General features: G+C 37.6%; 17 protein-coding genes. 8 read left to right on the top strand and 9 right to left on the bottom strand.

The features are described from left to right. Positions 1-119: 119 nt before the first annotated feature. A complete protein-coding gene (locus M23134_RS31045; RefSeq protein ID WP_002703405.1) occupies positions 120-2,588 on the bottom strand; it encodes an ABC transporter permease in 2,469 nt (822 codons plus the stop codon). Between the two features lie 1,166 nt (positions 2,589-3,754). On the opposite strand from M23134_RS31045, the gene M23134_RS31040 reads away from it, so the two are divergent. The 3 genes from M23134_RS31040 to M23134_RS31030 all read left to right on the top strand — a co-directional run bounded on the left by M23134_RS31040 (position 3,755) and on the right by M23134_RS31030 (position 6,259). Further along, on the top strand, positions 3,755-4,444 hold the full coding sequence (locus M23134_RS31040; RefSeq protein ID WP_002703401.1) for a hypothetical protein: 690 nt from the start codon (positions 3,755-3,757) through the stop codon (positions 4,442-4,444). Between the two features lie 86 nt (positions 4,445-4,530). Then, positions 4,531-4,878, top strand: coding sequence for an SET domain-containing protein (locus M23134_RS31035; protein WP_002703398.1), 348 nt, complete (start codon positions 4,531-4,533; stop codon positions 4,876-4,878). A gap of 250 nt (positions 4,879-5,128) precedes the next feature. Then, complete coding sequence (locus M23134_RS31030; RefSeq protein WP_002703389.1) at positions 5,129-6,259, top strand: AAA family ATPase; 1,131 nt, start codon at positions 5,129-5,131, stop codon at positions 6,257-6,259. 53 nt (positions 6,260-6,312) lie between these two features. Here the strand turns inward: M23134_RS31030 and M23134_RS39190 are convergent, their stop codons facing one another. After that, positions 6,313-6,990 carry a hypothetical protein gene (locus M23134_RS39190; RefSeq protein WP_002703387.1) on the bottom strand — a complete coding sequence of 226 codons (678 nt, stop codon included), beginning with the start codon at positions 6,988-6,990 and terminating at the stop codon, positions 6,313-6,315. Positions 6,991-7,153: 163 nt separating this feature from the next. Here M23134_RS39190 and M23134_RS31020 point away from each other — a divergent pair, with 163 nt between their 5' ends. Further along, the gene (locus M23134_RS31020) at positions 7,154-7,996 is read left to right on the top strand and encodes a tetratricopeptide repeat protein (protein ID WP_157558739.1); all 843 of its coding nucleotides are present in this window, start codon (positions 7,154-7,156) and stop codon (positions 7,994-7,996) included. 134 nt (positions 7,997-8,130) lie between these two features. Here M23134_RS31020 and M23134_RS31015 read toward each other — a convergent pair whose 3' ends face one another. Beyond that, on the bottom strand, positions 8,131-8,502 hold the full coding sequence (locus tag M23134_RS31015; protein ID WP_002703383.1) for a nuclear transport factor 2 family protein: 372 nt from the start codon (positions 8,500-8,502) through the stop codon (positions 8,131-8,133). Positions 8,503-8,599: 97 nt separating this feature from the next. Beyond that, positions 8,600-8,971 (bottom strand): VOC family protein, encoded by a 372-nt coding sequence (locus M23134_RS31010; protein WP_002703380.1) that lies wholly within the window; start codon positions 8,969-8,971, stop codon positions 8,600-8,602. A 169-nt stretch (positions 8,972-9,140) separates the two neighbouring features. Here M23134_RS31010 and M23134_RS31005 point away from each other — a divergent pair, with 169 nt between their 5' ends. After that, positions 9,141-10,640, top strand: coding sequence for a hypothetical protein (locus M23134_RS31005; RefSeq protein ID WP_002703378.1), 1,500 nt, complete (start codon positions 9,141-9,143; stop codon positions 10,638-10,640). Here M23134_RS31005 and M23134_RS31000 read toward each other — a convergent pair. Next, positions 10,637-11,362, bottom strand: coding sequence for a ComF family protein (locus tag M23134_RS31000; protein WP_002703375.1), 726 nt, complete (start codon positions 11,360-11,362; stop codon positions 10,637-10,639). The genes M23134_RS31005 and M23134_RS31000 overlap by 4 nt on opposite strands. A gap of 75 nt (positions 11,363-11,437) precedes the next feature. Here M23134_RS31000 and M23134_RS30995 point away from each other — a divergent pair, with 75 nt between their 5' ends. Next, on the top strand, positions 11,438-11,947 hold the full coding sequence (locus tag M23134_RS30995; protein WP_045114694.1) for a phosphoribosyltransferase family protein: 510 nt from the start codon (positions 11,438-11,440) through the stop codon (positions 11,945-11,947). Positions 11,948-11,980: 33 nt separating this feature from the next. Here M23134_RS30995 and M23134_RS30990 read toward each other — a convergent pair whose 3' ends face one another. Further along, positions 11,981-12,442 carry a hypothetical protein gene (locus M23134_RS30990; RefSeq protein WP_157558738.1) on the bottom strand — a complete coding sequence of 154 codons (462 nt, stop codon included), beginning with the start codon at positions 12,440-12,442 and terminating at the stop codon, positions 11,981-11,983. Between the two features lie 513 nt (positions 12,443-12,955). Further along, positions 12,956-13,708 (bottom strand): TerC family protein, encoded by a 753-nt coding sequence (locus M23134_RS30980; RefSeq protein WP_002703367.1) that lies wholly within the window; start codon positions 13,706-13,708, stop codon positions 12,956-12,958. Positions 13,709-13,994: 286 nt separating this feature from the next. Between M23134_RS30980 and M23134_RS30975 the strand changes: the two genes are divergently transcribed. Beyond that, a complete protein-coding gene (locus tag M23134_RS30975; protein ID WP_045114693.1) occupies positions 13,995-14,744 on the top strand; it encodes a DUF7873 family protein in 750 nt (249 codons plus the stop codon). A gap of 459 nt (positions 14,745-15,203) precedes the next feature. Continuing rightward, complete coding sequence (locus M23134_RS30970; RefSeq protein WP_157558737.1) at positions 15,204-15,674, top strand: lipocalin family protein; 471 nt, start codon at positions 15,204-15,206, stop codon at positions 15,672-15,674. 50 nt (positions 15,675-15,724) lie between these two features. On the opposite strand, the gene M23134_RS30965 is transcribed toward M23134_RS30970, so the two are convergent. Beyond that, positions 15,725-16,714, bottom strand: a complete 990-nt coding sequence (locus M23134_RS30965; RefSeq protein ID WP_002703361.1) for a GSCFA domain-containing protein — start codon at positions 16,712-16,714, stop codon at positions 15,725-15,727. Positions 16,715-16,793: 79 nt separating this feature from the next. Then, positions 16,794-17,073 (bottom strand): bL9 family ribosomal protein (locus tag M23134_RS30960; protein ID WP_045114691.1); only part of this gene is annotated, 280 nt, incomplete at its 5' end.

The following is a 17,073-nucleotide window of genomic DNA, read 5'->3' as shown; positions in this document are numbered from 1 at the left end:
AAACCTAAGACATAACTTTAAAGCAGTGCTCAAAAAGCTAAATGTAGCAAAACTTGTGCATGAAAAAAACCCCTTTGAGTGTTCAAAGAGGTTGGTAAAGTCAATTTTTCGTTTTATACCTATTCATCCCGCAACGATTCTACCGGATTGACAAAGGCCGCTCTAACTGACTGATATACCACGGCAACACCCGCCACTAACAGGGCTACTATAGCTGTCCATAAAAAGTTTCGCCAATCAATAGTCACCCGGTAAGTAAAGTCCTGTAACCAACGATCCATCATCAAATAAGCCAATGGCACAGCTATGAGCAACGCCAACAATATCAGCTTTGCATATTCTTTTGATAGCAAAGTAAAAATCTGTAATGTGCTAGCTCCCAACACTTTACGAACTCCCACTTCTTTGGTTCTTCTCTCTGCCGAAAACGTGGCTAACCCTATCAGTCCCAAAGCCGCAATAAACAACGCCAAGCCCGTAAAAATCATTAATATATCTGAAGCCCGCTGCTCTGCCTGATATGCTCTTCTGAATAGCCCATCCATAAACTGAAACTCAAAAGGCAGATCTTTGGCAAGCAATTTCCATACACCTTCTGCGTAGCTCAACACTTGAGACACATCTGCTGAGTTATTCACCCTAAATGTAAGATGACGGTGAGTACCTGCATAAAGGTTTGCTCCTAGGTGAAAAAATGCTAAAGGCTCGATATTTTGCTGCAAAGAAGTAAAATTAAAGTCTTTTACAACCCCTATCACTTTATAAAAGTAGTTTGCATCGCCCCCATATACCAACTTTTTACCTACTGCCTGATGCACCTTCCATCCCATGGCTTTCACAGCTGTTTCATTCATTATCACATGGCTGGTATCTTTAGAAAATTGCCGAGAAAACAAGCGCCCTTCTAAAACGCTCAGCGACAAAGCCTTCAGGTAATCAGCGTGGGTATTAATAATGTTTACAGGAATTTTAATGGCGTTTTTTTCAGCGGCTTTTAGGTGGTCTTGCATCCATATATTAGGGGGTGACGCATCAGACCAACCAGCTTGCTCTATCCCTGTATGCTGCAGTAGTTTTTGTTGAAAAGTCTCAAGTTGGTTACCCAACCTTTCTACTTTTGGCACCACTACCAGTTGTTTGTGATCAAATCCTAACTTCTTGGTTTGCCAATACTTAAGCTGTTGGAACAACACAAGTGAGGAGATCATCAACACACAAGATATGCTAAACTGTAGCACTACCAATCCATTTCTCAAGCTTCTCCCCTCTCTGCCACTATTCATTTTGCCTTTGAGCGCATCGGCAGGTGTAAACCTAGTCATATAAAACGCTGGATACCCGCCCGCAAATAAGGCAATTACTATAGGCAAAAGTATCACAGACAACAAAAAAGTAGGTTGTAGCAACACCATTATACTCAACTCCCTGCCTGTAAGCTGATTGAAAAAACCTAAACCTACCTCTGTAGCTACTAAAGCCAATACAGTGGCCAGCAAAGTAAAAATAAATGCTTCTCCTAAAAACTGCCATACAAGTAAGCTTCTTTCTGACCCCAATACCTTGCGTATGCCTACTTCTTTGGCTCTTTGGGTAGCTCTGGCAGTTGCCAGGTTCATAAAATTGATACAAGACAATACAATAATTAAAATACCTACCGCTAAAAACACGTAATAATAGCGTATATCGCCCTGAGCACCCAATCTATTGCCTGCATAAGTAGACTGAAGATAAACATCGCCTAAAGGTTGAGCTTGCAGATACCAAGGCTTATATTCTCCTATAAAATCTTTGTAACTTTGTCCGTAAATTCGCTTAATAGATGCTTCTGCATGTTTCTCAGGCAAAACTTTCAGCTTTTGTTGTAGCTCAGCGAGCGAAGCTTGTTTTTTCACTTTGATATAAGTCACAAAAGTAGTCCAAATCCATATCCACTCACGCTTTCTTATGGTGTTAAAAGAAGACATAGACACCAACATATCAAAATCCATATGTGACTGTCCCTGCTTGTTATCTATTACCCCACTTACTTCAAATAATTGGTCATATTTACCCTTGGTTAACCGAATGGTTTTACCCAATGCTGGCTTGTCGCCAAAATACCTTCGGGCTGTAGCTTGACTAATCACTACCAGGTTGGGCTTGTGTAATATTTTGTCAGGGTCTCCTTCTTTCAAGGGGTAAGAAAATACTTTTAAAAAGTTAGCCTCTGTTATCAATATTTTTTTTTCGTCAAAAGATATTAAATTATTAGTCTGTTTGTCTTTATAAACGCCCAAATAGTCTCCGTCCGAGTGTACCCTACAAACCTCCTCTACCTCAGGTATTTCTGTTCTTATTGTAGGCGCTACAGCCGGCCCTACGGCATCAAGATACAACGGGCTATCTTTGTCCCACATATTAGTCTGAGTCACCCGGAAAATTTGATCAATGTCTTTGTTAAAGCGATCATAGTTTTTTTCATCATTTAGGTATAGCATAATCACCAAAAATGCGTTTAGCCCAATGGCAAGCCCCAAGATGTTTAACAGAGAGTAAAACTTATGCCTAAGCATGTTGCGCATCGCAATTACAAGATAGTTTTTTAACATGGAAATATGGTTTTGTTCATGATGTGTTTGCGATTAAGTCAAAATAAGTGCCCGCTAATTAAACCCCTGACTATCAAACACATAAATAAACTTAAATAAAACATAATCGTCCTGAATAGAACACCACTGTTCGGTTTTAATACACAAAGCTATTATTTTACGGGAGTTACGCAAATCCTTCTAAGCACCTCTATTTTGATGGTTATATTGCTATATTGTTTCGCAATGCACCGCAGAAAAATATAGCCATTTAATCAAGCCTTTTGAGGACAGTACATAACATCAACTCCTTTATTAACATTCCCTAAAGTACTGACATTGAAGCAAAACCTCACAAACAAAAGAATTTTAAAGAAAAAACAGCTTCTTTTGAGTTAGATAAGATTGGTAAGTAAAAAGAAAGAGTTCCCGTAATTCACCCGTTTAATTTTGAGTAAGTGAGGTAGCTTACTTAATTATACCAAACAATCCTCAAGTGTATAACAAGAAATAATGGAAGGTTCAAGCTAACTTTAACAGCTATTTTCCTGGCTTATTTTAATAAAAAGATATGAATTTAAAGTAGGTGTAAAAACTTTGTTCCGAGTGGAAAACTGAGAAGTTTAAGAGTTTAGCATCGTTAAAGTATTTTCGTGACAAAGTGCAGTATTCAAAACCCCTATTTTGCGCCCAAAGAGTGAACATTGAACATATTGCTTAGGCTTACCTTAACTATTGTTGCAGGTGTTTTAATATTTGTAGATGGATGCTTTAAGTGTAAAAACATTCCCAAACCCTCATTTATTGTTTGCGAGGCAAATGTAAGATAAGTAATATATTAAACTCAAATGTTTAGCTATACAAAATAAATAGCAAGTTAACTATATATACCTACACCTATTTACACATAGGTATATATACTCATGGCCTTGACGAATATTTGTCATGTCGTATTTTTTGTACTACTAAAGGCTGATTTAAATAAATTTGATGAAAAAATATGGTATGTAAGATATATTAAATTTTGACTTTACTTTACGCGGGTTTTGTCGTTACTTTGCAACAAAATAAATAATAAGGGTATAAGGTATCAGATATAATTAACCTTACAAGGAAATACGGTAAGGCAAAAAAAAGGTTTCAAGAATTTATATTTTTTTAGAAAAACTGATAATTTGAGTTATAAAATGTATTCAATAAACGAAAAATCGACTGCTAAAAATCAGGCGTTGACAGAAGATAAAGTATTAAGTATTATTGATGGCTTAATATTTTGTCAAGTAGGTCGCAAAAGCCTGGAAAAATATTCAAAGTTTGTATATGATGTATATGTTGACAGTTACAAAAAACGAAATGGCTGGGAGCCAGTAGATGGAGAACTGGAACATATGATTCAAGAAGATAAAGAACAATTTGAGCATTCTTACTACTTTGCTTTCAAAACCCATGAAGGAGAATTTGTAGGAGGAGCAAAAGTAACCAAAAAAGTTCCCTCTTTAGATTTTGCCATCGAAACAGAATTCAATTATAACTTAAAAGAATTCTTTGAAATGGGAAACATCCCTACAAGAGACTTTTGGCATATGGGACGCACAGCCATCAACAAGTACACCCTTCAGGCTGCTGAGACCAAACTGTCATCAGTGCAGATCCTGGATAAACTCATGTGGGAATGCTACAACGTGGTGACCCAGGAAGAACACAACATGATTATTGGTGAGGCCGACGCAATGGCATACCGCATTTATCGTGTAAAAGGGGTTCATGTACAACGTATGGGCGAAGGTATTGACTACCTTGGTTCTATCACTTATCCTGTGTTTATTTTAGGCAAAGACCTCAAAAGCTGGATGAATATCAATAGCCACCTGAGCTAAACTTCATGCCCTTCATAAGGTTCCTACTGCCTCTTGCTATGTTAGAAAAATAGCATATAAGCAATATTATAAACATTCAAAAAATCATGCATTTAAAAGAAAGCAATGGTTTCATTGGTCTTTATACTGAACGTCCCTACAAAAAAGGAGAGTTATTGTTCGAGCTTAGAGGACCAATAAAAGCCGATGCAACCAGTACTTCTATACAAATAAGCAAAGCCAAACACATAGAAGATGCGTATACTCAATACATCAATCATCATTGTACTCCCTCGGCTAAAATAGTGGGACGCAAAGTAATGGCACAACACGACCTCAAACCAAATGATGAAATTACATTTGATAAAAACATAATGGCTGATGAATTACAAAAACCATTTGTTTGCAAATGTTGTGGCAAATTATTGCGAGGCAAGAAATACCCTGCTACCTAAATGTTCCCTTCAAGCATGCTTTGGGTTATTGATCCATATAATTAACGAAATTATCTACCCTGCTAAATACTAGTTTTCATAAAAATTATACAATAACCCATCTTTACCCTTCTTAATTTCTACATTTCTTCTTCTCTTAAGTGAGAAAAATATAACTTCTTAGTTATTTTCATTGTATGTATAAAAGTGTAACTTTGAATCTTAAAGAACACTTTTTTAGTACGGCAATAAACCATTTCATACTTAATACATGAAAAACAACAGTTATATATATTACGGAACAAAATGTAACACTGAGGAACTAATAAACTTTGTAAAACATACTTTAACCACCAATGAAATTGCTGAAAACAGCGGTAGACTTAAAACCCCTATCTGTGTTTGGGGGGAACACGGTATTGGTAAAACCCAAACTGTAGAAAATTTTGCTAAAGCCAATGGATACAAGTTTACTTATATAGCTCCCGCACAATTTGAAGAAATGGGTGACCTCTTGGGAATGCCTGCTATTAACACCAACAATAGCTCTGAAAAAGATAATTCCACTGTTTTTATTCCACCTGACTGGGTTCCAAGAGAAGAAGGTCCTGGCATATTATTAATTGATGATGTAAACCGCGCAGATGACCGTATACTCCGAGGTATCATGCAATTGCTCCAAAATTATGAGTTGGTAAGTTGGAAACTGCCCGAAAAATGGCATATCATTCTTACGGCTAACCCAGATGGCGGCGGCGACTACTCAGTCACCCCTATGGATTTTGCCATGCTTACACGTATGATGCACATTACATTGACATTTGATGTGAAAAAATGGGCATTATGGGCCGAACAAAATGGAGTAGACCCCCGTGGAATCAGTTTTGTACTTACTTACCCAGAGGCAGTAACAGGAGAACGAACCACTCCCCGTACGTTGGTGCAATTCTTTGAAAACATTTCACCTCTTAAAGATTTAAAGAAAGAACTTGGACTGGTAAAAATGTTGGCTGATGCCTGTTTGGATAGCAATACAGTGACGTCATTTATGGCTTTTCTAAACAATGACTTGTCTAAACTGATTACTCCTGAAGAGATTATTAATACCAAAAGTTTTGAAAAAGAAGTTTACCAAAAAATAAAAGGTTTGGTAGATCAAAAAACCAAACGGGTAGACATCTTATCTGTAATTTGTACCAGGTTAATTAACTATCTGACTATAGCAGAGGCTAAGTTTAAACAAGGCCAGATAGATAATATTAAGAAATTTCTCAAGATGGACTTTTTGCCCAATGATATGAGACTAATTGCAGCACAAGACCTGGTGAGCTCTAGCAATCCTAGCCTTAAGTCTATTATGGCTGACCCCGAAATAGGCCAATTACTACTAAAAAAGATGTAGAAAATATTTATTATATATATCAGAAACGGGCAATCAAAAATTGCCCGTTTTTTTTATGCTTGTTCAATAAATGGCTCCAAAAACCCTATAAACCTCATATCACCTACGCTCCACCGTGCCCCATGACCTGATGGCAAACGAACCTCATAGACCAAATCATGCTTGTAATGCTCAAACACATTCCACCAAGTTGTATTGTCAAGTAGGTGATTTAATAACTCTTCTGCTGCTTTATTTTTTTCTTCATCATTTCCCTTTACTACTCCCCAAAACTCTTGCTCAGAACGGTTTACGTGTTTGCACCAGGCACGGGCACCCACACTCAAGGTATGTTGTTTATGATAAGTGCTAAATGCTGTTGACAGGTGTTTTCTTAAAGGGGGCAGTGCTTGTTCGGTAGTGATACTTGCCGGGGTACGCCTTTGACCTAAAATTAACAATAAGTCATTGATACTAACACTTTTGTAAGCCTGGCTCAACAATTGAGTACCTTCTTCTGGGTTGTTTAACCAATGGCAAAGTGCTGTATAAAATGGGGTGATACCCGGCTGTATGGCAGGTGTACACTCTTCGATAAAATAGGGTAATTTATGTAAGGTTTGGTGTTGGTGGTAGTGTAATAGTTGAGCTACCAGCAAATGTATGTGCTCAGCATGTAGTGGTAAAGGGTTTTGTTTTGAAATAGTTAATAAACTGTTAACCAGCTGCTTTACCTGATTTTTGGGGAACATATCTGAAAGTACGTTGAGTGTTCTACTTTATGTTTTTTTCCAAAATAACAAGTTTTTGGTAAAAATTTTGCACTTGTGAAAGTATAAAAACCTCTTTTCGTCAACCATATATCAAATCAACCTATTGCATTTAAACAAATATGCGATACAAATCTATATAATCATGAATAAGATATTGCTATTTATTCTAATTACAATCGTGTTAATGCCCCAGGTTCAAGCACAAAATTGTGCTAAGATTGATAGCCTAAACCGTATGTGGCGATTGGTAAAAGATAAAGATATAAAAGCGGAGATAAACACTTTAAACGCTCTAGTGTATGAATATAGCCGCGACCATCAGGGAAAGGCCGCTTTTTTGGCCAAACAAGCTTTAGAAATGGCTCAAAAAGCCAAATATGATAAGGGAATAGCAGATGCGTTGATGAATAACGGATTTATAGAATATCAAGAATTACATCACGCTAAAACAGCCATTGCCGACTATCAAAAAGCATTGAAGATTTATAAAAATTTACAAGATAAGCAGAGTATTATGAAGGCGTTGGAAGCCATCGCTGATTTTTACTATCGCCTGGGAGACGAAACCAGCTACAAAAATGCGTTGAGTACTTATGAGCAAGTACTTGATTATAAAAAACAAGCTAAGGACATTGCAGGCATTAGTCGGGTCTCTGAGAAGCTTGGCGAATTGTATAGTCACTTGGGGCAGTACAAGAAAGCTGAAGCCATTTTACACAAAGCCATGGAGAATGAAGACTTTTTGGGTGAAAACAGCAATACTGCACGTTTGTTACTTGGGTTGTATGCATACATAGATAAATTGCAGAACCAAGCCAAAGGTGAAACCTCTAAAAACAATATGTCTCTATATATTATCATTGGGTTAGGTGCCCTCATTTTGGTATTGCTGGTTGCGCTTATTTACCTCCTGACCCAACGCAACAAAACACAGGAAGTGCTAAATACTAATATAAAGAAAGACTCTGAAACGATCAACCAGTAGGTATATCGTATCATTGGCAGGACTTTAATAAGCTATTGAAACTTTTGGGTTTCGGTAGCTTTTTTATTGAAGTAAATCAAAGTTATCCCCCTTGTGACTATTTTGATAAGGCAAGGGGGATGATAAGTCTATTTTTAATTCATAGAAGGTGGCGTATAAAAGAATTGTTCTGATGTAATTTTACCATCTTTTACATGGTACAAACAAACCTCTTCCATGTGGTTACGCGGCATACCTTTGAGGGTAACATCCATTTTCATGGTGCAACTAAAGAAGTTATCAGCTACTATGGGATCTGATACTTCCATTCCATGCATTTCTTCTACCATGGTAGCAAACTCTTCATTTTTCTTTTTCAAGGCATCTAAACCTTCTGCGTGCTCTGTAGGTGTGCCTTTGGGCTCAATGCTTACTGCATCTTTAGCAAATAAGTCTTCCAAGGCCTGCATGTGTTGTCCAGTACGGTTTAATTCTACGTACTTTTGGGCGATTTCTTTAGTAGTCATAATTTTTAAAAGTTTTGAGGTTGAGAGCTTGTCATTACAAACTCTTGATAATACTTGAAATTACAATTTTTGATGGTAACTCAATAATATTAAGCGGTTAATTAGGCGAATGAAAGGCTACTTTGTTACCCTCTGTGTCCATAAAAAAAGCCATGTAGCCAATTTCATCTGATATTTTTGTTTTGGGCATGACTACTTCTCCTCCGGCTGTGGTCACCTTTGACAAAGGGGTACTCAGGTCTTTTCCTCCATTAAGATAAACCACTGCTCCATCAGCCGAAGGTATATGCATTTCGCTTTTACATAGGGCACCTCCTACCTGTCCCTGACCATCCATTGGTAAAAAAGCCATTTTTACACCGTTGGTTTCTTGTTGGTGAAACTCGCCACCCAGTACCGCTTTGTAGAACTCAACCGCACGTTCAAGATTATTGGCGGGAATTTCGAACCAATTGATTGCATTTGCCATAATTAGTTTTATTAAAAATAATAGAGATTGTTTAATTAGTTGATGTAAATATAAATGAGCAATCGCTAAAAATAATAGCAAATATTTAAAAAACGTAAACTTCTAAGCCAGCAAAACTTGTTTTTATTGGCATAAATAGCCATATTTTTTGCTCAAAACGTAGAAGTCTATGTCTAAAAAAGAAAATCTGTTTTTACTAATAAAATCGCTCACCAAGGCAGAAAAACGCTACTTTAAACTATTTGCGTCAAGCACTAAAGGAGACAAGCAAAAGCACAACAATTACCTTTTGCTGTTTGAGGCAATAGACAAACAGGAAAGTTATGATGAAGCAGCTATCAAGCAATATTTTGTGAAGCAGGCTTTTACGAAGCAGTTACATGTGACTAAAAACTACCTTTCGCAATTAATTCTTAAGAGCCTCAGAAACTTTCACGCAAAACTATCCAAAGAAAGTGAGTTGAGAGATTTGCTCAAAGACATAGAAATTTTGTTTCATAAAGAGCTGTACACCCAATGCCAAGATGTAATCAATAAGGCATGCCACATGGCTCAGGAATACGAGTGTTTGCATTTACTACTTGATGTCAACCGTTGGAAACGGCGGCTGTGCCTTGCTACCTCTGCTGGCTTAAACTCAAGCAAAATGCTGAATGCCATACACTCAGAAAATACGGTGTGTCTGACCAAACTTAGCCATCTTCACCATTATTGGGATTGGACAATCAATTTGTTCGAACGCATTGCCCCTTACAAAAATCAACCTGACAGTCTGCTTACTGATGAGTGGTTTCAAGATACCAGCAAGGCTGACACCATACAAGCACAAAAACTGTATCATCATATATTGATGGCATATTATGTAATGGCAAAGCAAGATTATACACAGGCAATAAAAGTGGTGGATGACCTGATAAGAGTACTGGAAGAAAACCCTAAACATATCACCGAAGACTTGGGAGCTTACCTTACTGCCTTGAACAATAAAGTGGGGTTGTTGCTTGACATGAAACAATATGACTCAATACCGATGCTATTACAAAAAATAAGGGCAGCTGCTAGCAAATATAAGGTAAAAACAGTGACTGCTGCCAATCTAAAGGTACAGTTGCATACCTACAACCTAGAGCTGGAACTTTATCGTGATACTGATGCCTATGAAACAGGGGTAGCCTTGATTCCTGAAATAGCTGATTTTTTGCAAACACAGGTTACGCTTGTTCCTGACGATTACTTGTTATGTTTCTACTACCAGTTTGCTTACCTTTATTTTAGGCAAAAGCAATACCCTGAGGCTTTGCAGTGGCTCAATATGATATTTGCTACAAAGTTTGATTCTTCGCGTCAGGACTTGCAAAGTTTTACTCGATTTCTTCACCTTATTATACACTTTGAGCTAGGCAATATTATAGTGCTTAAGTATGCGGTAGAAGCTTGCCGCAGATTTTTGAAGAAAGAAAAAAAGGTGTTAGCCACTTTTGAAAAGAAGTTGCTCAGTTTTTTTTCGAAAATATGTACTCAACCCCCAGATAAGTTTCAACACCTTTTTGGCAAACTTCAGGAGGAGTTGTTTGTTGGCAGCTCACCCAAAGAGCGAAATCAGTGTCTTGATTATTTGAATTTTGAGCAATGGATTGCAGAAAACCTGCAAAAGAAAAGTTTTTTTTAAAGGGCTACAGCTATAGTAGCAACGCTTACTTTGGCAGTGCCTACCTTGAGCAAACTATTGGCGCAAGCTTCCAGCGTAGCTCCTGTGGTCACTACGTCATCTACCAATAGAACATGCTGGCCTTTTACCAGCTCAGGCCTGAGCACTTCAAAGATATTATCTACGTTTTTCCAGCGGTCTATACGCCCTTTTTTGGTTTGGGTTTTAGTAGCTTTGTTTCGTCTAAGCACATTTGCATACCAGGGTATATCGGTAATAGCTGACAACCCCCTGGCAAAACAATCGCTTTGATTGTATCCTCGACTTCTAAGTTTGGCTTTGTGCAAGGGTACAGGCAATATCAGATCAAATATTTGTTCTTGCTTGCCATCCAGTTTTGCCAAGGCTGCATCTATCAATAACTGACCATACCAATTGCCTACCATCTCGCCTATCGTTTGGTTATGGTCGTACTTTAGTTCGTGTAAGATTTTTTGCACCTTCCCTCCTTTCGAAAACTTTAAATAAGCGAAGGCATACTCTATGGGTACCCTCCCCCAAAACCTTTGTGACAACACATTGTCTTTGTGCAAATGATAGTTGGTTTGGGGCAAATCGTAAAGACAACGTGTACACAACTGTTTCTCTCCTTTAGTGAGTGGTGCTTCGCAACCCAGACAATAATTGGGGAATATCAAAGAAAAGAAATCGGCGAGCCAGGTATTTTCTAACTTTTTTAGCATAAGTTGATTTCAAATAGATGGTTTTCTTTAATTTTGGACAGTATAACAATTTTGTCATTACTCAAAAAAGAGTGTATGTTAGAGCAACAAAACCTTATATTAAGCAAAGAACAGGTTTTACAAAAAACTACTCGTATAGCTTACCAAATTTACGAAAATAATTTTCAAGAGGAGAACATTGTTTTTGCTGGAATTTGGCAAAGTGGTTATTTGTTTGCCGAAATGCTGGAAAAAGCTTTTACCCAAATCACTAATCGCCCACCCACTATGGTAAAGGTAAGTCTCAATAAAACCACCCCTACTCAAGGAGATGTTTCGCTGGATTGCCCACCCGAAGACCTTACCAACAAAACGGTGGTATTGATAGACGATGTATTGAACACTGGACGTACGCTTGCCTATAGTCTTAAACCTTTTTTTAATGTAAGGGTAGAAAAACTGCAAATAGCCGTGTTGGTAGACCGCAGTCATAAGAAGTTTCCAGTAGCGGCAGATTATGTGGGATACGAGCTATCTACAACCCTTAAGGAACATATTACGGCAGAATTAAATGATGAGGCTACTTTTGGAGTATATTTAAGTTAGCCATTGACAAACAATGGCTAACTTTCTGTGTTTTTAATATATATTTTCTTCCAGATTGAGGGCATCTTTCAAAAATAGTATCATATCTTTTTCTGGAGACTGAAGATCCTGAGATGCTTCAGCAAAAAGATAAATGGTATCCAGTATGTTGTCTTTCTGCTCAGGAAATCGTTCTAAGTGTGCATTTAAGGTACTTAAAAACTGGTCTTTCCATTCGTCCTGATGGTGAATGAGGTATTCAAACTCTGCCCCAAAAATAACCGCAAGTTCCTTTGCCTTTTGAGGGGCATACCCATCCTCCATAAAAATATTACCTACACTGGCAGCCAACCGTTTGATATAAGTTTTTTCTTTATCGTCCAGCACTCCATCGCTTAAAACAACAAGCACGGTGGGAAAAAACTCTACCAATAAGGTAAATTGATGGACATCCAGGGTGGCAGGACGTTCGCTAAAATAAAGCTGGTATAATTCACGAATTGAGTTGAACTTCATAAGAAATCTAAAAAATAAAACCATCAATGCATTGCTAATTCCCTTTCTATTTTCATTGATGTGCTGCAAAAAGATATTTTATTTTTCAACCGTTACTAAGTACACTGTAAAATAAATATCTTATGCTTTTTTCGGCTTCTTTTGCCCTCTGACTTCTCTTTACAAAAATCGCGTAGCTTTGGCTATGCTCTATTTGTAAAGATCGCCAGCAAACAAAATAAACTCGAACTAAATGACAACTTACTTAATTTACAGTGTACTTAGCTTAAAAATAACTATATTGAACAGCGTATCTTTATTGGTATACTTTATTTTTATCACTGTTTTGGGTAACTATACCCATGACTAAAAAGCAGGTGTTGTATTCCTTATACTTCACCTTAAGTCTTCTGAAAACAAGTATAAGCAGGGTTTGCATTCTCTCACTTTCTGGCAAAAAGCTTTTAGGTGAGTGACGTGTTTGCCCATCCATGGGGTTACCTTCAAACATCCTCGCTTCTTTGATTTAGATAATTACTCTTCTTGCCTTAAGTTTTCGTTTGTTTTTGAGATTCTAAGGTTTAGCAGCTCTACAAACAGAGAGAATGCCATAGCAAAGTACACATACCCTTTGGGCACTTCTACTTCGTGTCCGTTGATCTCGATAGCCTCTGCCATCAATAACATACCAATCATTAATAAGAACGACAACGCCAGCACTTTTACCGTTGGGTTGGCATTTACAAAATCACTGATTTTGCCCGCAAACCCCATCATAATCAGGGAAGATATAATCACTGCTATGATCATTATTTCTACGTGTTTGGCAAGTCCTACCGCAGTCAATACAGAGTCGAAAGAAAAGACAATATTTAACAGCACTATAGATAAAATAACTTTTCTGAATGACGCTGTTCCTGCCTTCCCCCCTTCCTCATCTTTGCCTGTCATCTTATGGTGAATTTCTTTGGTACTGCTATAGATCAAAAATATTCCACCTATTAATAAAATAAGTCCTTTTCCTTTAAGTTCGAAACGATATCCAAATAAATGAAGGTCTACCAGGTCTTGGGTCAAGGTAAGTACCCACGAGATTGCCAACAACAATAACACACGAGGTATGATGGCAAGTATTAAACCTATGTTTCGGGCTCTGGGCTGTTGCTCTGCGGGGAGTTTACCTGATACAATTGAGATAAATACCACGTTGTCAACCCCAAGTATAATTTCTAATACTGTAAGGCTTAATAAGCTAATTGCTGCCTCTGTGGTAAATAGATACTCCATAATGATATGTCTAGGTCTGTTTGTTGATTGATTAGTTAAATTGTAATAGAAGGTGATTTTTAAAGTATATCAACTCAAAGTTAGTAAATATCAATCAACAAAGTAAATAATCAAAATTAAAAAACGGATGTTGAAGAAAATATCTATTTTTGAGACAAGACAAGCCCATACAAACACTGCCAAAAACCTACACCAGAAAATCTAAAATCTGACGTGTAACTTACTTGTATCTATTTGATTTCTTGGTATATTGTGGCTTATATATTCACCTAATTACCCTAAAAAAATGGCAAACAAACTCCATGAATTACTAGCGGTTGAGCAAGACCGTAAACATAAATCTAATCAAGCCATTGGCGAAGCAAAAAACACTTTTACTAAAAAAGAAACCCATTTTGATGGGATGGTCAAGCGATATGTCCCATTAGAAGAGGACTCAGAACAAATACCTGATGAAAACAAAGAGATAGTGAATACGGTCAAAGAAAAACTGGATTCAGCCCTTGACGCTATCGTATCGGGCATAGACGCCCACATCTCTAAAGAGGAAACCAATGCTTCTAATGTTGCTAAATCAGAATTGATAGTAGGAGAAACCAATTTTGGTACTTTTTCGGCTACTTCGTTGTTGGCCCTGGAAGCCCACCTTGCCAAAATCAAGGAAATGTACCAGGCAATTCCTACTTTAGACCATACCAAAAAGTGGGAGTTTGACTCACAGAAGGGAGTGTATAAAACAGATGAAGAGGTAAAGTTTAGAAGTGTAAAGCGCCCTAAAGTAATTGTGAAATACGAAGCTACCGAAAAACATCCCGCCCAAACCGAGTTGTTATACCTTGATTTTCAGGTAGGTAAATATGAAACCACTTATTTTTCGGGTAAAATAACAGTTACTCAAAAGAAAATGCTTATTCAAAGAATAGAAGAGTTGTTGGAAGCAGTAAAAACGGCTCGTGCTAAGGCAAACAATGTAGAGGTCAACAACATAAAGATTGCCCAAACTATTTTTGACTATTTGCATCAAGAAGTATTTTAGTGAATCGCCCACATACCTCAAAACTTGACAATAGCAGGTCTGATTTTTAGATTAGACCTGCTATTTTTTTGGGGTACTCTCTGCTCTACCAATGTTCTCTACTTGATCAGTTTAAATTGTTTTTCCCCCCTCTTCTTTGTAGCTGACAGACCTCTTTGATATACCTACAGATGAGGTTTGTATTACCATTATACCATTACGTATAAGAACACCTCGCCCGACGGTATATCAACGCGTATGGCTCAGTGAATTTAGTACAAAAAGTGATCTTTCATAAATAATTTGAGCCATTAAAGTGTATCTATTGCCCTCATTCTTCTCAAAAAAAAAGCTTCATAGCTTTGGCTATGCACCGTTTTTTTTGAATCGTCTGAGAACAATATATTTTCTTGAATTGGCACACCTTATTTTTTCCAGATCACTAATGTAATTATCATATTTAATTAAACTGTTTTTCACATGAGAAAAATCAAATATTTAATCGCCTGCTTAACTGTTATGACCCTTTCAATGAGTGCTTGCAAAAACAAAAAAGAAGATCCGACACCTGGTAGCACTACTGCCAAAACAACCCAGGAAAAATTTATAGGAACCTGGCGTACTACTAATGTAAAGGTGGTGACAAAAGAGGTAGCTGTTGCCTCAACTGCACCTTGCCTTTTTGACAACAAAATAGTTTTTAATGCAGATAATAGTTATTTGAAAACTTTTGGAGAAATAAAGTGTAGTTCGTCAGATACTGATATTAAAGGTTCGTGGCGTTTGGATGGTGATGAAATAAAATTCTCTGCTGTTGCTAACAACGTAAAGGTAACTGAGAACTTTAAGCTGATTGATGATAACACAATGCAGTATACAGTGATAACATCGACCACCAGCGACGGAACAACTACCAATATAGAAGTTGTAACAACCTTCGCCAAAGAATAAACCTGAACTCATTGTACAGATAGAAAAGCTCAACCTTTGTTGGGCTTTTTTTATAGTATTTGTTGTTTTACGTGCGCCAACTCCTCGGTTACATCTACTTTTGCCTTCAAACCGTTTAATTGCTGAAGTAACTTTTGCAAAAACTTTTGGTGAGCTGCCGATCCAGGTTGAAAAGATCGGTGATTTAATGCTTGTCTGATCTTGCCCCATTGCTTCAGAAAAGCAAGGGTTTGCTCATTCATAAAAACCTGGGTAAACTTTTGCCAAATATAGTCTTCTGCCACTGGTGTGGGATGAATCATATCTGCCTTGAAAAAGCGATAGTCCCGCAAATCGTCTAACAATAACTCATAAGCAGGGAAATATGCTACTTGCGCAAATTTTTCACTTATTTGATGGCAAGCCAACCTGAGGGTAGCTTTGCTGACCTGATTTAACGGAATGGTATCTTTGATATGCCTCACTGGGCTTACCGTTACAATTACTTGCAGGTGGGCATTGATGTTTTGTAAAGCCTGGTAAGTTTCTTCAAAACCTTGGGCAATCTCTTCAACGGTTAATAAACGTTTGTCAAAAAATTGTTGGGGTACCTTGTGGCAATTGGCAACAATGGAACGATGCTCTTTGAGAAAATAACCATAGGCTGTACCCAAGGTCAAAATAACTACCTGGGTGTTTTGTAAAAACTGTTGGGTAGTATCTAAAGTATGCTGTAACTTTTGCCTGAGGGCTGTCGCATTATTTGCGTAAAAATCTGAGTGTACATCATAGTGGTACCATCCCCCTTGTTGCTCTACCATTGCCGCATCGTTCATCAACGCTGCTGCTTTTTCTCGAGATAGGCTTGCATTGATTAGTTTAAAAATAGACAAAGGATTGAATATAACTCCAAATGGATTGACACAAGCAGTAAACTTGTTTTGTTGTAGGCGTTGTCCCATTGCATTGGCAAAACAAGAGCCTATGCTAAAAACTGGCGTATGCAAGTCAATGTCTAAAGGATTGGGGGCTATATTGAAAGTGGTACGAAAGTGATCCATAGTGAGTGTATGAGATAGGCTAAAGCAACAAAAGCACCCGGTTGGATGCTTTTGTGTTAAATAAGTAATTGGTGGTTCCTTATTCAGAGATTACCACTTTGAATTTGATAGTGTGTTTTACTTCTCTATGCAAATCTAATGTAGCTTCGTATTCTCCCAAAGTTTTAACAGATTTGCTGTCAAATGAGATTTTACGACGGTCAATGTCTTCGAACTCAGGGTTGGCTTTAGCCAAGGCTGCCGACAATTGAGTAGAAGTTACAGAACCAAATATTTTTCCAGTTTCACTTGCTTTAGCTGGAATTTCCAACACCAAGTCACCGATTTTTTCTGCCAATGCCTGCGCATCGCTCTTGATT

This window comes from Microscilla marina ATCC 23134 (assembly GCF_000169175.1).
Classification (GTDB): domain Bacteria; phylum Bacteroidota; class Bacteroidia; order Cytophagales; family Microscillaceae; genus Microscilla; species Microscilla marina.
This window is presented reverse-complemented; position numbering and strand designations above follow the sequence as displayed.

Excerpts from the sequence above, each read along its gene's own strand:
- M23134_RS30965 (WP_002703361.1), bottom strand. The coding sequence starts at position 16,714 with ATGGATCACTTTCGTACCACTTTCAATATAGCCCCCAATCCTTTAGAC.
- M23134_RS39190 (WP_002703387.1), bottom strand. The coding sequence starts at position 6,990 with ATGTTCCCCAAAAATCAGGTAAAGCAGCTGGTTAACAGTTTATTAACT.
- M23134_RS31045 (WP_002703405.1), bottom strand. The coding sequence starts at position 2,588 with ATGTTAAAAAACTATCTTGTAATTGCGATGCGCAACATGCTTAGGCAT.
- M23134_RS30975 (WP_045114693.1), top strand. The coding sequence starts at position 13,995 with ATGGCAAACAAACTCCATGAATTACTAGCGGTTGAGCAAGACCGTAAA.
- M23134_RS31035 (WP_002703398.1), top strand. The coding sequence starts at position 4,531 with ATGCATTTAAAAGAAAGCAATGGTTTCATTGGTCTTTATACTGAACGT.
- M23134_RS30970 (WP_157558737.1), top strand. The coding sequence starts at position 15,204 with ATGAGAAAAATCAAATATTTAATCGCCTGCTTAACTGTTATGACCCTT.
- M23134_RS31005 (WP_002703378.1), top strand. The coding sequence starts at position 9,141 with ATGTCTAAAAAAGAAAATCTGTTTTTACTAATAAAATCGCTCACCAAG.
- M23134_RS30980 (WP_002703367.1), bottom strand. The coding sequence starts at position 13,708 with ATGGAGTATCTATTTACCACAGAGGCAGCAATTAGCTTATTAAGCCTT.
- M23134_RS31040 (WP_002703401.1), top strand. The coding sequence starts at position 3,755 with ATGTATTCAATAAACGAAAAATCGACTGCTAAAAATCAGGCGTTGACA.
- M23134_RS31030 (WP_002703389.1), top strand. The coding sequence starts at position 5,129 with ATGAAAAACAACAGTTATATATATTACGGAACAAAATGTAACACTGAG.
- M23134_RS31020 (WP_157558739.1), top strand. The coding sequence starts at position 7,154 with ATGAATAAGATATTGCTATTTATTCTAATTACAATCGTGTTAATGCCC.
- M23134_RS31010 (WP_002703380.1), bottom strand. The coding sequence starts at position 8,971 with ATGGCAAATGCAATCAATTGGTTCGAAATTCCCGCCAATAATCTTGAA.
- M23134_RS31000 (WP_002703375.1), bottom strand. The coding sequence starts at position 11,362 with ATGCTAAAAAAGTTAGAAAATACCTGGCTCGCCGATTTCTTTTCTTTG.
- M23134_RS30990 (WP_157558738.1), bottom strand. The coding sequence starts at position 12,442 with ATGAAGTTCAACTCAATTCGTGAATTATACCAGCTTTATTTTAGCGAA.
- M23134_RS31015 (WP_002703383.1), bottom strand. The coding sequence starts at position 8,502 with ATGACTACTAAAGAAATCGCCCAAAAGTACGTAGAATTAAACCGTACT.
- M23134_RS30995 (WP_045114694.1), top strand. The coding sequence starts at position 11,438 with ATGTTAGAGCAACAAAACCTTATATTAAGCAAAGAACAGGTTTTACAA.